Source organism: Streptomyces sp. HUAS 15-9, from assembly GCF_025642155.1.
In the GTDB taxonomy this organism is placed as follows: Bacteria; Actinomycetota; Actinomycetes; order Streptomycetales; family Streptomycetaceae; genus Streptomyces.
This window is the reverse complement of sequence record NZ_CP106798.1, coordinates 1134620-1147919: the sequence shown is the minus strand read 5'-3', so window position 1 is coordinate 1147919 and position 13300 is coordinate 1134620. Positions and strand designations below refer to the sequence as shown.

At 71.3% G+C, this 13300-nt stretch carries 13 protein-coding genes and 1 pseudogene; 9 read left to right on the top strand and 5 right to left on the bottom strand.

Features of this window, described 5'->3' with window-relative positions; translation table 11 throughout:
- Positions 1 to 12: 12 nt before the first annotated feature.
- From N8I87_RS05150 to N8I87_RS05135, 4 genes are all read left to right on the top strand, one after another.
- Positions 13 to 402, top strand: coding sequence for a TlpA family protein disulfide reductase (locus N8I87_RS05150; protein WP_263205875.1), 390 nt, complete (start codon positions 13 to 15; stop codon positions 400 to 402).
- A 193-nt stretch (positions 403 to 595) separates the two neighbouring features.
- The gene (locus N8I87_RS05145) at positions 596 to 1105 is read left to right on the top strand and encodes a flavin reductase family protein (protein WP_263205874.1); all 510 of its coding nucleotides are present in this window, start codon (positions 596 to 598) and stop codon (positions 1103 to 1105) included.
- 218 nt (positions 1106 to 1323) lie between these two features.
- Positions 1324 to 2112, top strand: coding sequence for an electron transfer flavoprotein subunit beta/FixA family protein (locus N8I87_RS05140; protein ID WP_263205872.1), 789 nt, complete (start codon positions 1324 to 1326; stop codon positions 2110 to 2112).
- A gap of 52 nt (positions 2113 to 2164) precedes the next feature.
- Positions 2165 to 3127 carry an electron transfer flavoprotein subunit alpha/FixB family protein gene (locus tag N8I87_RS05135; RefSeq protein WP_263205871.1) on the top strand — a complete coding sequence of 321 codons (963 nt, stop codon included), beginning with the start codon at positions 2165 to 2167 and terminating at the stop codon, positions 3125 to 3127.
- Positions 3128 to 3184: 57 nt separating this feature from the next.
- Here N8I87_RS05135 and N8I87_RS05130 read toward each other — a convergent pair whose 3' ends face one another.
- Positions 3185 to 3808 (bottom strand): endonuclease/exonuclease/phosphatase family protein, encoded by a 624-nt coding sequence (locus N8I87_RS05130; RefSeq protein ID WP_411577365.1) that lies wholly within the window; start codon positions 3806 to 3808, stop codon positions 3185 to 3187.
- Between the two features lie 487 nt (positions 3809 to 4295).
- On the opposite strand from N8I87_RS05130, the gene N8I87_RS05125 reads away from it, so the two are divergent.
- Positions 4296 to 5600: an HpcH/HpaI aldolase/citrate lyase family protein gene (locus N8I87_RS05125; RefSeq protein WP_263205869.1), complete on the top strand. Its 1305-nt coding sequence runs from the start codon at positions 4296 to 4298 to the stop codon at positions 5598 to 5600.
- A 64-nt stretch (positions 5601 to 5664) separates the two neighbouring features.
- Here the strand turns inward: N8I87_RS05125 and N8I87_RS05120 are convergent.
- A pseudogene (locus N8I87_RS05120) lies at positions 5665 to 6416 on the bottom strand (hypothetical protein).
- Between the two features lie 7 nt (positions 6417 to 6423).
- The gene (locus tag N8I87_RS05115; RefSeq protein WP_263205867.1) at positions 6424 to 7530 is read right to left on the bottom strand and encodes a LacI family DNA-binding transcriptional regulator; all 1107 of its coding nucleotides are present in this window, start codon (positions 7528 to 7530) and stop codon (positions 6424 to 6426) included.
- Between the two features lie 146 nt (positions 7531 to 7676).
- On the opposite strand from N8I87_RS05115, the gene N8I87_RS05110 reads away from it, so the two are divergent.
- The 4 genes from N8I87_RS05110 to N8I87_RS05095 all read left to right on the top strand — a co-directional run bounded on the left by N8I87_RS05110 (position 7677) and on the right by N8I87_RS05095 (position 11105).
- Complete coding sequence (locus N8I87_RS05110) at positions 7677 to 8630, top strand: ROK family protein (protein WP_263205864.1); 954 nt, start codon at positions 7677 to 7679, stop codon at positions 8628 to 8630.
- Between the two features lie 337 nt (positions 8631 to 8967).
- Positions 8968 to 9630 (top strand): hypothetical protein, encoded by a 663-nt coding sequence (locus tag N8I87_RS05105; protein WP_263205862.1) that lies wholly within the window; start codon positions 8968 to 8970, stop codon positions 9628 to 9630.
- 99 nt (positions 9631 to 9729) lie between these two features.
- Entirely contained in the window at positions 9730 to 9921 is a 192-nt protein-coding gene (locus tag N8I87_RS05100; protein WP_263205860.1) for a hypothetical protein, read from the top strand.
- 140 nt (positions 9922 to 10061) lie between these two features.
- Positions 10062 to 11105, top strand: coding sequence for an NUDIX hydrolase (locus N8I87_RS05095; protein ID WP_263205858.1), 1044 nt, complete (start codon positions 10062 to 10064; stop codon positions 11103 to 11105).
- Between the two features lie 40 nt (positions 11106 to 11145).
- Here the strand turns inward: N8I87_RS05095 and N8I87_RS05090 are convergent, their stop codons facing one another.
- Both N8I87_RS05090 and N8I87_RS05085 read right to left on the bottom strand, forming a co-directional pair.
- The gene (locus N8I87_RS05090; RefSeq protein WP_263205855.1) at positions 11146 to 11862 is read right to left on the bottom strand and encodes an MBL fold metallo-hydrolase; all 717 of its coding nucleotides are present in this window, start codon (positions 11860 to 11862) and stop codon (positions 11146 to 11148) included.
- A gap of 61 nt (positions 11863 to 11923) precedes the next feature.
- Positions 11924 to 13279 (bottom strand): dipeptidase, encoded by a 1356-nt coding sequence (locus N8I87_RS05085; RefSeq protein ID WP_263205853.1) that lies wholly within the window; start codon positions 13277 to 13279, stop codon positions 11924 to 11926.
- Positions 13280 to 13300 lie beyond the last annotated feature (21 nt).

The window sequence follows — 13300 nt, the reverse complement described above, 5'->3', positions numbered from 1 at the left end:
ACAGTCTGGTGAATGCTTGTGCAGGTGATGACCGGACTTCGGCAGAGCGGGAGAGCGCGGGTGCGCGGGCAGGACGAGGGGAAGCGGCTCGAAGTCGCCGAGTTGGGCGGCGAGCTCGGGGAGCGGGCCACGCTCGTGCAGTTCTCGAGCGCCTTCTGCGCGCCCTGCCGGGCGACCCGGCGCATCCTCGCCGAGGTGGCCGGAATGGTGCTCGGCGTCACACATGTCGAGATCGACGCCGAGGCCCGGCTGGACCTCGTACGCGCGTGGGAGATCCTCGAAACCCCCACTGTTCTGGTCCTCGACGTGGACGGACGGGTGGTGCGGCGTGCGGCCGGACAGCCCCGCAAGGCCGATGTGATCGCGGCGCTGGGAGAGGCGGTGCGACGGCCGTGCGGATGACGGTGAGGCACCTCCCATATCCCGGAACGTACTTGACTGTGTGCGCCACCTATCGTCAGCCTGACCCCATGGCAACGGAAATCCTTCTCTTCGGGCGGGTCCACGTCGACCTCGCCCGTACCGCGAGCGTGCGCTGTCCGGGCTGTTGAGCAGCAACGGATCCGCTCGTCCCCTTTCGCAGAAGGACAACTCCATGACGGCCACGCCCGACCTCCGCTCCCCCCAGCTCGCCTCCCCCGACCTGCTGCGCTCCGCCTTCCGGCGGCATGCCGCCGGTGTCGCGGTGATCACGGCCGGCGGTGCCGGGGGACCGGTCGGCTTCACCGCCACCTCCCTCACCTCCGTCTCCGCCGACCCCCCGATGCTCTCGTTCGGCATCGGCACCGGCTCCTCCAGCTGGCCTGCCATATCGACGGCCGACCACGTCGGTGTCCATGTGCTCGGTGAGCACCAGAGCGAGCTGGCAGCCACCTTCGCCCGCAGCGGCGCCGACCGGTTCGGCGCGCCCACCACCTGGCGTGAGGGACCCGAGGGCGTACCCGTGCTCGACGACGTCCTGGTGTGGCTGGTCTGCCGGATCGTGGGCCGAGTGCCCGCCGGGGACCATCGCATCGTGCTCGCCGAGGTCGTCCTGGGCGATCCCGCGGGCGCGGGCCGGCCGCTCCTGTACCACCAGGGGCGGTTCAACGGTCTGCGCGATTGATCACTGCCCGTCCGGCCTGTGCGGCAGTCGAATTCCGGTTACGCTGCGTTGCGAAGGTCACAGTCCAAAGCGCTTGCTTAGCGCGCATGAACTGGGTGTACTGGCGAGTAATATTTCGTTCGGAGCGCGCGGCCGCCCCGACCGGGATAGGCCGCTTCAGGCGCCTATGCTGCCTGCAAGAGGCAGCCCAGAAATGACGATGCAGTAGGAGAGCCGGCGTGAGCTTGAGGATCGTTGTCACTGTGAAGTACGTGCCCGACGCCACTGGCGACCGGCACTTCGCCGATGACCTGACCGTCGACCGCGACGACGTGGACGGTCTGCTCTCCGAACTGGACGAGTACGCGGTCGAGCAGGCGCTGCAGATCTCCGAGAACTCCGACGACGACGTCGAGGTCACGGTCCTGACGGTCGGCCCGGAGGACGCCAAGGACGCGCTGCGCAAGGCGCTGTCGATGGGCGCGGACAAGGCCATCCACGTCGAGGACGACGACCTGCACGGCACGGACGTCATCGGCACCTCCCTGGTGCTGGCCAAGGCCGTCGAGAAGGCCGGCTTCGACCTGGTGATCTCCGGCATGGCCTCCACCGACGGCACCGCCGGCGTGGTCCCCGCCCTGCTGGCCGAGCGCCTGGGTGTCCCGCAGGTCACCCTGCTGTCCGAGGTCTCCGTGGAGGACGGCACGGTCAAGGGCCGCCGTGACGGCGACGCCGCCTCCGAGCAGCTCGAGGCGCAGCTCCCGGCCGTCGTGTCGGTGACCGACCAGTCGGGTGAGGCGCGCTACCCGTCCTTCAAGGGCATCATGGCCGCCAAGAAGAAGCCGGTTCAGTCCTGGGACCTGTCCGACCTGGACATCGAGGCCGAGGAGGTCGGTCTCGACGGCGCCTGGACCAAGGTCGAGACCGCGGCCGCGCGTCCGGCCCGCACGGCCGGCACGATCGTCAAGGACGAGGGCGAGGGCGGCAAGCAGCTCGCTGAGTTCCTCGCGAGCCAGAAGTTCATCTAAGGCTCGCCCCCGCTGACCGCCCCTCAACTTTCGTACGCAGGAGAGCAATCCCATGGCTGAAGTCCTCGTCTACGTCGACCACGTGGACGGTGCCGTCCGCAAGCCCACTCTGGAGCTGCTGACCCTCGCCCGCCGCATCGGCGAGCCCGTCGCCGTCGCCCTGGGCAGCGGCGCCGCCGACACCGCCGCCACGCTCGCCGAGCACGGCGCGGTGAAGGTCCTCACCCACGAGGCGTCCGAGTACGCCGACTACCTGGTCGTCCCGAAGGTGGACGCCCTCCAGGCCGCCGTCGAGGGCGTCTCCCCGGCCGCCGTCCTGGTCTCGTCCTCTGCGGAGGGCAAGGAGATCGCCGCCCGTCTGGCGCTGCGCATCGGTTCCGGCATCATCACCGACGCCGTCGACCTCGAGGCCGGCGACGAGGGCCCGGTGGCCACCCAGTCGGTGTTCGCCGCGTCCTTCACCACCAAGTCCCGTGTCATCAAGGGCACCCCGGTCATCACGGTCAAGCCGAACTCGGCCGCCGTCGAGGCCGCCCCGGCCGCCGGCGCGGTCGAGGCCCTGTCCGTGTCCTTCTCCGAGAAGGCGACCGGCACCAAGGTCACCGCCCGCACGCCGCGTGAGTCGACGGGCCGTCCGGAGCTGACCGAGGCCGCGATCGTGGTCTCCGGTGGCCGTGGCGTCAACGGTGCCGAGAACTTCTCGATCATCGAGGCCCTCGCCGACTCCCTCGGCGCGGCCGTCGGCGCCTCGCGTGCCGCGGTGGACGCGGGCTGGTACCCGCACACCAACCAGGTCGGCCAGACCGGTAAGTCGGTCTCGCCGCAGCTGTACATCGCCAACGGCATCTCCGGCGCGATCCAGCACCGCGCCGGTATGCAGACCTCCAAGACGATCGTGGCCGTCAACAAGGACCCCGAGGCCCCGATCTTCGACCTGGTCGACTACGGCGTCGTCGGCGACCTGTTCGACGTCGTCCCGCAGCTGACCGAGGAGATCAAGACCCGCAAGGGCTGATCACCTCCGGGCTGTACGAGGCCCCCGTGACCGCGCGCCGGTCACGGGGGCCTCGGCTCATCCCAGGGTCAGCCACGCCTGCACGGGCACGTGGTCGCTCGGGAACCGGCCGCTCCTGGAGAAGGTGTTGATCGAGGCCCGCTGGACCGTGACGCCAGGCGTGGCCAGGATCCAGTCGATGCGGTCGCCGTCCGCAGTGAGCGGTCTGTAGCCGTGGAAGGTGCCGTACAGCGCGCTGCGCTCGGCGGCGGCGTCCCAGCTGTCGACGAGACCGGCGCCCAGCAGCGTGTCGTAGACCGGGTTCTTGTGCGCGGCGACGTTGAAGTCCCCGGTCACCACGATCGGCAGGCGGCGGTCGAGTCCGGCGATGCGCTGGGCCATGAGGGCGGCACTGCGTTCGCGCGCGTACTGGCTCGCGTGGTCGAAGTGGGTGTTGAGGACGTAGCACTCCCGCCCGCCGTCGCGCAGGTCGCGGAAGCGGATCCAGGTGACGATGCGGGGGAACGCGGCGCCCCAGGTGTTCGAGCGGATCATCTCCGGGGTGTCGGAGAGCCAGAAGGTGTAGTGCTCGGCCGGGGACAGGCGCCGGGTGTCGTAGAAGATCGCCGCGGACTCGTCGCGGCTGCCGCCCTCGCGGCCGGTCCCGACCCAGTCGTAGTGCGGTCCGAGGTCGGAGTCGATGTCGCGCAGCTGCTGGTAGCGGCCTTCCTGTGGTACCGATGACGTGCGGCCGCTCGCGGCGCAGCAGTTCGCGCATCACTGGTCTGCGCACGGTCCAGCTGTTGGGTTCGGAGGTGCTCGCGAAGCGCAGGTTGAAGGACATGATCCCCAGGCGGTGGGCCCTGCGTTCCTGCGCCGAGGCGGACGACGCGGACAGTGCTGTACTGGAGAGGGGGACGGTGACGGCTGCGGCCAATGCTGGCCAATGCGGCCTTGAGGCCCAGGCGGCGCGTGACTCGGCTGTGGTTCGGCACACGGGCTCCTTCGGTGGAACGGCCGGGTGACTCGAGCGGACGCAAGTGTGATACCGCGGGATGAGATGGGCGTGAACATGACGAGATGGCGAAGTGGCGCTGCTTCAACAGGGTGTTGACCATCCCGAACGTCCCCGGATAACTTCGTTCTACGGATTGTTGATTCCGCGGAACGGAAACAAGGAGGGTGCGGGATGGGCCAGGGCCGGCAGGAGAAGGTGGCGACAAGCCTCGCGGGCGCCGTCAGCGAGGAGATCAGCGCCTCCCTCGCGCCGGTCGACGCCGAACTGGAGCGCCGCTATCCCGGAGACCCCGGCACCCGCCAGCCCGTCCACACGGTGTACGTCCCCGGTGACGTCTTCGCCGCCGACACCATCCGCTCCTGGGGCGACCGGGCGCTCGCCGCCCTCGACGAACACGCCCCGGACGCCGCCTCCTTCGCCGCCGTCCTCGGCCTCACCGACGAACTGGCCGAACCGGTGTACTCCCGCGTCCGCGCCAAGCTGGAGCGCGAACCGATCGAGGACCTGCGGGTCGACTTCGAGGACGGCTACGGCCCCCGCCCGGACGCCGAGGAGGACGAGGCGGCCGCCCGCGCGGCCCGGCTGATCGCGCAGGCCTACGAGAACGGCACGGCGGCCCCGTACATGGGCATCCGCATGAAGTGCATGGAGGCCGCGGTGCGCGACCGGGGCATCCGCACCCTCGACATCTTCCTGACCGGCCTGCTGGAGGCGGGCCCACTGCCCGGCGGACTGGTCCTGACTCTGCCGAAGGTGACCTACCCCGAGCAGGTCACCGCCATGGTCCGGCTCCTGGAGGCCTTCGAGAAGGCGCGCGGCCTCGAGCCCGGCAGGATCGGCTTCGAGATACAGATAGAGACCAGCCAGTCCATCCTCGCCACCGACGGCACCGCCACCGTCGCCCGGATGATCCAGGCCGCCGAGGGTCGTGCCACAGCTCTGCACTACGGCACCTTCGACTACAGCGCCTGCCTGGGCGTCTCCGCCGCCTACCAGGCCAGTGACCACCCGGCCGCCGACCACGCCAAGGCGATCATGCAGGTCGCGGCGGCGGGCACGGGCGTACGGGTCTCGGACGGCTCGACCAATGTGCTGCCGGTCGGCCCGGCCGAGAAGGTCCACGCCGCCTGGCGACTGCACTACGGCCTCACCCGGCGAGCCCTGGCACGGGCGTACTACCAGGGCTGGGACATGCACCCCGGCCACATCCCCACCCGCTACGCGGCCGTCTTCGCCTTCTACCGCGAGGGCTTCGAGCAGGCGGCAGCCCGTCTCGCCCGCTACGCGAGCCGGACCGGCGGCGACGTCATGGACGAGCCCGCCACCGCCACGGCCCTCAGCGGCTATCTGCTGCGCGGTCTGGACTGCGGCGCGCTCGACATCGCCGAGGTGGCCGGGCCGACCGGTCTGACCCGGGCCGGCCTGGAGGGCTTCGTGTCGCCGCGGCGGGGCGATCTGACGGCCTCCGCCAAGTAGCGGGCGGGCCGCTGTCGGTCCGTGCGAGTCGGCTTCTTCTGGCGGTCCAGGGCCGCCGCAGGCCTCAGCCCTGCTCGGGCCGGACGTACCCTTCGAGCCCGGACGCCGTCATCCACTTGTGCTCGGCGAACAGCCGTATGCCCCGCCGGCACAGTGCGGCGTCGCCGCGGGCCCGTGCGCAGAAGTCCTCCGGCGTGACACCGAACAGCTCCCGCAACGGGGCAGACCCCGCCAGGAGTCCGGTGAGCAGCTGCCGCTGCCCCGGATGGGCGCGCGGTGTGCCGGAGCCGTTGTGCAGGACGCCGTGCCGGTTGACGTACGCGTACGCGCCGGTGAGCGTCCCGCCGTCGGACAGCTCGATCCGTACGTCCGGCGCGGGCAGCCAGGCGCGGCTGTAGTTGCCTCCCGCAGCGGCACGCCCTCGCTCGCGTCGATCACGGCCAGCTGCCGGGCGTCGAGCCAGATGACGAACAACTCGCGGGTGCACCCCGGTGCCGCGACGGGCGAGGCGGAGACATACCCCAGGCGGCTCACGTGCGCGGAGACGCCGACGTCGAGCCCCGTGACCCGGGTCCGCACCATCGGGACGGGCGTGGTGATCCCGGACTCGGCCAGCTTGTGGCGCAGTTGACCGGGGCAGGCGTTGGAGCCCACCGCGAGGACCGGCACCCGGTCCTCGTGCACCAGGCGGTCGAGCGGCAGCATCCGGTCGCCCCGCAGGAGCCCGGAGTCCTTCGGCCAGGCGCCCGGATAGGTCAGCGGATGGTCGCGCGGCGCCCGCGCGAGGCCCAGTTCCTCCAGGGTGCGGCCCGTCATCCGCGGCTCAGTCCGCCGGCGGCAGTTCGCCCGAGCCGCGGGTGATCAGCCGGGTCGGCAGCTCGATGCGCTCCGGGGCGATGAGCGTCCCGTCCAACTGGCGGAAGAGCCGCTCGGCGGCGGTGCGGCCGAGGGTGGCAGCGTCCTGGGCGATCACCGTGACGCCCGGCTGGAGCAGATCGGCGAGCTCGATGTCGTCGAAGCCGACGAGGGCGACCCGGCGGGAGTGCTCGGCGAGCACGCGGACGACGGTTACCGTCACCCGGTTGTTGCCAGCGAACACCGCGGTCACGGGAGCGGGGCCGGACAGCATCTCCTCCGCGGCCCGGCGCACCCGCTCCGGGTCGGTGGCGCCCAGGGACATCCAGGTGTCCTCGACGGGTATCCCCGCGTCCTCCATGGCCGCGCGGTAGCCGCGCAGACGCTCGGCCGCGGTGTGGATGCGGGGCATGTCGCCGATGAACCCGATCCGGCGGTGGCCGTGGGCGATCAGATGGGCGACACCGGCGCGGGCACCGCCGTAGTTGTCGGACAGGACCACATCGGCGTCGATCTTCCCGGCCGGGCGGTCCACGAACACGGTCGCGACGCCGGCCTTGATCTCCGGCTCCAGATAGCGGTGGTCGTCCCCGGCAGGGATGATCACCAGTCCGTCCACCCGCCGTGCGCACAGCGCCAGCGCCAACTCCTGCTCGCGGTCGGGGTCCTCGGCGCTGGAACCGTTGATCAGCAGCGCCCCGTGGGCGCGGGCCACCTCCTCGACCGCGCGGCTGAGCGGGCCGTAGAAGGGGTCGGCGAGGTCCTCCAGGACCAGCCCGATGCTCGCGGTACGGCCCTTGCGCAGCACCCTCGCGCTGTCGTTGCGGCGAAAGCCCAGCGCGTCGATGGCCTCCTGGACACGGCGCTCGGTGTCCGGGGTGACGCCGGGCTCGCCGTTGACCACGCGCGACACCGTCTTCAGCCCGACTCCGGCTCGCGCGGCGACGTCCTTCATGGTCGGACGGTTGCCGTACCGGCTCCCGGAGTGGCGGTCGGGGAGGCCGGCGGCGCGGCGGGTGGTCTCGGGCACGATGCGGTGTCCTGTCCTGTCGTCCACGGGGATGCGTCGGTCCATGGGTTTGTATGAGGATGTGGCGTCGAGCATAGAGCCTGGACAACGTTGTCAGATGCGGGAGACACTGTCCACCGCAATCAACCGGCCTGCGCCCCCACCGCTTGACCGGACATCTTGCTCACGGTTGACGGGGAGATCTGACTCTGATGCACACCGACCTCGTGGCGGCGCTCGACATCGGCGGCACGAAGATCGCCGGCGCGCTGGTGGACGGCGACGGACGGATCCAGGTGCGCGCGCAGCGCGCGACGCCCGCCAAGGAGGACGGCGAGACCGTCATGCGGGCCGTGGAGGAGGTGGTCGCGGAACTCGCCGACTCGCCCCTGTGGGAACGCGCGGGCTCCCTCGGCATCGGCAGCGCGGGACCGGTGGACGCCTCGGCGGGCACCGTGAGCCCGGTGAACGTGCCCGGGTGGCGGGACTTCCCGCTCGTCCGGCGGGTGCGTGCGGCCACCGGCGGGCTGCCGGTCGAGCTGATCGGCGACGGCGTGGCGATCACGGCCGCCGAGCACTGGCAGGGCGCCGCCCGCGGCCACGACAACGCGCTGTGCATGGTGGTCTCGACCGGTGTCGGTGGCGGCCTGGTCCTGAACGGCCGACTGCATCCGGGACCGACCGGCAACGCGGGCCACATCGGCCACATCAGTGTCGACCTCGACGGCGACCCGTGCCCGTGCGGCTCGCGGGGCTGCGTGGAGCGCATCGCCAGCGGCCCCAACATCGCCCGGCGCGCACGGGAGGACGGCTGGCTGCCGGGCCCGGACGGTGATGCCTCCGCCGCCGCGGTGGCCTTCGCCGCCCGGGCCGGCGATCCGGTCGCCGTCGCCTCCTTCGAGCGTGCGGCGCAGGCGCTCGCCGCCGGAATCGCGGCCACCGCGACGCTCGTCGAGATCGACATCGCGGTGATCGGCGGGGGAGTGGGCAAGGCGGGCGACGTCCTGTTCACACCGCTGCGCAAGGCCCTTGCCGACTACGCGACCCTGTCCTTCGTGCGGCGCCTGACGGTGACACCCGCTCAGATGGGCACGGACGCGGGCCTGGTGGGCGCGGCGGCCGCGGCACTGGTCCGACGGCCGGACGCGACGGCGGCCGGCGTCTGACGACGAACACGGCGACGGGAGGCCACGGGCGAGCAGGAACGTTTGGCCTGCGCCGACAGACGGGGCTCGGCGGTTCTTCGCCCCCCTCGGCCGACGGCCCCGGGGTTCGCCCATGGGGCCGAGGCCGTTCGACAGCTCTTCCTGCCTGCCGACGCGACGGCAGGACATCGGAGGTCCCGGCGTGTCCCCTGCGAGGGGCGGCCGACCTGACCAGGGGTTCGGACCGGGACTCTCGGGCGTTCACACGCTACGGCCACACTTTCGCCGCAAGACCTCCATGAGCCAGTCTCCGCGAGGCATGATTCTCCCCGTCAACGGCATCACTTCTGGGGGGAACATGAGCCGACACATCACTCCGCCGCCGATGCCGGGCTACGGGCCGCCGGTACCACCGCCGCAGTCCCCGAGGAAGACCAACACCATCATCATCGCCGCCGCGGCAGCGGTGGTCGCCGCCGTGGTCTCCTCCGCGATCACCGTCGGCGTCACCAAGAGCGACGGAGTCGAGGCCTCGCCCACGGTCACCGTCACCGAAGTGGGCACGGACAGCGACGGCGCTGCCGCGGCGGACGAGAGCACCGATCCCACGCCTGAGGACACCGGCGACGGCGTCTTCGCGCTCGATGACACCGTCACCTACGAATCCGACGTCGAAGTGAGCCTCTCGGGCTTCAAGAGATCTGTGACCGGCGAATACGCCGAGCCGGAGAAGACCGCCTACGTCCGGTTCACCGTCAAGGTCAAGAACGGTGGGAGCAAGACCCTCGACTCCACCATGCTCTCGGTCAACTGCTCCTACGGCCAGGACGGGCACACCAGCGACTCGGTCTTCGACAGCGAGCACGGGCTCGGAGGGGGTCCGGACACGAAAGTCCTCGCCGGGCGATCCCTCAATGTGCCCTGGGGTTGCGTACTTCCGAAGAACGAGAAGCTCATCCAGATCGAAGTCTCACCCGACATGGAATCAGAGACCGCGATTTTCACCGGTGACGTGGAATAGCGACCGGCGGCGGCCCCCGGCGCAGGACGGCGATCGGCCCGGAGAGCGGAAGCGCGGTGATCCGCGTGACTCCAGGCGGTCTGCGTAGTTGAACGGGGCATGAAGAAGCGCAGCATGCTCGCCATCGCCTCCCTCGCCACCGGGTTCGTCGTGGCCGCGATCAGCCCGTCCCACGGTGAGGACACCCACGCCGTCAGTGATCTGAACGTGTCGGACACGGTCGACACGGTGGGCAACCTCGTCAGCCAGGAAAGTCTCGCTGTCGACGACAACGCCCTGGGACAGGAGTAGAACCACTCACAGGCACTGTGCGGTGCCGGGGCCCCGTCGCGGGGCGCCGGCGCCCCGTTCGCATGCCCTCAGCTGGGGCTGGTTTCCATGGCAGTGTGGAGCGGGCAAGCCACAGGGGGCCAACAGAAGAGGGGGAGTCCGTGACCGTCGTCTGGATCAACGGCGCGTTCGGTGCGGGGAAGACCACCACCGCACGGGAACTGATCGAACTGATCCCGAACAGCACGCTCTTCGACCCGGAGGTCATCGGCGGAGCACTCACGCACCTGCTCCCGCCCAAGCGCCTCGCCGAGGTCGGTGACTTCCAGGACCTGCCGATCTGGCGGCGACTCGTGATCGACACCGCGGCAGCGATGCTCGCCGAACTCGGCGGAACCCTCGTGGTCCCCATGACCCTGCTGCGCCAGGAGTACCGCGACGAGATCTTCGGCGGCCTCGCCGCGCGCCGTATCACCGTCCGGCACATCCTGCTCGCCCCGGCGGAAACGATCCTGCGGGAGCGAATAGCCGGGCGGGAGGTCCCGCCGGACCTCCCCGACGGCGAGTTGCGGCAACGGCAGTGGGCGTACGACCACATCGAGCCGTACCGCGCCGCGCTCGCCTCCTGGCTCACCGCCGACGCCCACCCCGTCGACACCGGCGCCCTCACCCCGTACGAGACGGCCGTCCGTGTCGCCGAGGCCGTCAGCAGTGGTGCCGTCGCCCCCTGCGACATCGTGCAGACCCCGGAGCCCACCGCCGAGACCCTCGCCGCGGGCGTGCTCCTCTTCGACGAGCAGGACCGTGTGCTGCTAGTCGATCCCACCTACAAGCCCGGCTGGGAGTTCCCCGGCGGTGTGGTCGAGCGTGGCGAGGCCCCGGCCCGTGCCGGTATGCGCGAGGTCGCCGAGGAGACCGGGATACGGCTGGAGGACGTGCCGCGGCTGCTCGTCGTGGACTGGGAGCAGCCGGTGCCCCCGGGCTTCGGCGGACTGCGGCTGCTCTTCGACGGCGGCCGGCTCGACTCGGCCGAGACGGGCCGGCTGCTGCTGCCGGGTCCCGAACTGCGCGACTGGCGCTTCGTCACCGAGCAGGAGGCCGCCGACCTGCTGCCGCCGGTCCGCTACCAGCGGCTGTGCTGGGCGCTGCGGGCACGTGAGCGCGGGGCCGCGCTGTATCTGGAGGCGGGCGTTCCGGTCGGCTGAAGCCCGGACGGCTCCGACGCCGTAGCGGCGGAGTCCGTCATCAGTACGGACCCGCGTAGGCGTCCGCGGCTTTCCGCAGGACTGTCGAGGCGTTGCCCGTCACGGGATCGCCGTGGCCGAAACAGGCCAGGTCCGCGTCCAGGTCGGCCAGCCGGTGGAAGGACGCGACGGTCCGGGCCCGGTCGAGGTTGAACACACCCGGTATCACCGACCCGGTGACCGGTGCCGCGGCCACCGCGTCCCCCGTGAACAGCACGCCGTGCGCGGGGAGTCGGACGGCGATGCTGCCCTCGGTGTGTCCGGGGACGTGGACGATACGGGCTCCGTCGCCGAAGTCGAGGACATCGCCGTCGGACACTTCGGTGACCCGCTCCGGGCGCGCCGGGTCGCCCTGGGGCAGTTGCCTCGCGGCCTCGGCGTGGATCGGCAGCTCCCAGTCCTCGAAGACCGGCGGCGGGCCGGGCGTCTCACCCCTGACGACCGGGGCGTCCCGGCCGTGCGCCAGCACCTCGGCGCCGGTCAGCGCGGCCAACTCGCCCGCCCCGCCCGCGTGGTCCTCGTGGAAGTGGGTGAGCACGATCCGGCGTACGTCCGAAGGGGCCCGCCCAAGGGCCCGGACCACGTCGGCGATCACCCGGCCGGAGCCGATCGGGCCGGCGTCGATCAGCGTCAACTCGTCGCCGTCGCGCCAGAGATAGGCCGGGCCGACCGGGAAGCGCAGGAGATGGAGACGGGGAAGGAGTTCGATGACGTCCATGCGCCGACCGTAGGGAGGACCTCCGCCTTCCTTGAGGGCCATCTGCTGTGGGCAGAGCGGTTCAGCCCGCCGCGTAGTTCCGCAGGAACAGGGCCTCGGCCACCGACAGCCGCTCCAGCTCCTCGGGGGAGACGCTCTCGTTGACCGCGTGGATCTGGGCCTCGGGCTCGCTCAGGCCGATGAGCAGGATCTCCGCCTCCGGGTAGAGGCCCGCGAGGGTGTTGCACAGCGGGATGGAGCCGCCCTGACCGGCGTACTGCATCGTCTCGCCCGGGTAGGCGACACCCATCGCGTCCGCCATCGCCTGGTACGCCGGGCTGCCGGTGTCGGCGCGGAATGCCTGGCCCTGACCGACCTGCTCGGTGTGCACCCGGGCGCCCCACGGCGTGTGCGTCTCCACATGCGCCTGGAGCAGCTTGGTGGCCTCGGCCGCGTCGACGCCCGGCGGCACCCGCAGGCTGACCAGGGCGCGGGCGCTCGACTGGACCGACGGGGTGGCGCCGACGACCGGCGGGCAGTCGATGCCGATGACCGTGACGGCAGGCTCGGCCCAGATGCGGTCGGCGACCGAGCCGTCGCCGATCAGCCCCACGCCGTCCAGCACCTTGGCGTCGGCGCGGAACTGCTCCTCGGTGTACTCCAGCCCCTCCCACCGGGTCTCGGGGGCGAGCCCGTCGACCGTCGTCGAGCCGTCCTCGGCGCGCAGCGAGTCCAGGACGCGGATCAGCGCGGCCAGCGCGTCCGGGGCGGCGCCGCCGAACTGGCCGGAGTGCAGATTGCCCTCGAGGGTGTCGATCTGCACGCGGACCAGGGTCATACCGCGCAGCGTGGTGGTGACGGTCGGCAGGCCGACGCGGAAGTTGCCCGCGTCGCCGATCACGATCGTGTCGGCCCGCAGCAGCTCGGGGTGCTGCTCGGCGTACCGCTCCAGACCGCCCGTGCCCATCTCCTCCGAGCCCTCGACGATCACCTTGATGTGCACCGGGACGCCGCCGTTCGCCTTGAGGGCGCGCAGCGCGAGGAGGTGCATGAGCACGCCGCCCTTGCAGTCGGCGGCCCCGCGGCCGTACCAGCGGCCGTCACGCTCGGTCAGCTCGAAGGGCGGGGTGGTCCAGGCGGACTCGTCCAGCGGCGGCTGCACGTCGTAGTGGGCGTAGAGCAGGACCGTTTTGGCGCCCTCCGGGCCCGGGAGGAAGCCGTACACCGACTGCGTGCCGTCCGGGGTGTCGAGCAGGGCCACGTCCTCGAAGCCCTCGGCGCGCAGCGCGTCGGTGATCCAGTTCGCGGCGCCCTCGCTCTCGCTCCTGGGGAACTGGTCGAAGTCCGCCACCGACTTGAAGGCCACCAGCTCGGTGAGTTCCGCCTTCGCCCTGGGCAGCAGCGAGGCGACGGTCTCGGCGACCGGATTCGACGACATGGGCACGCTCCTTGTAGGTGC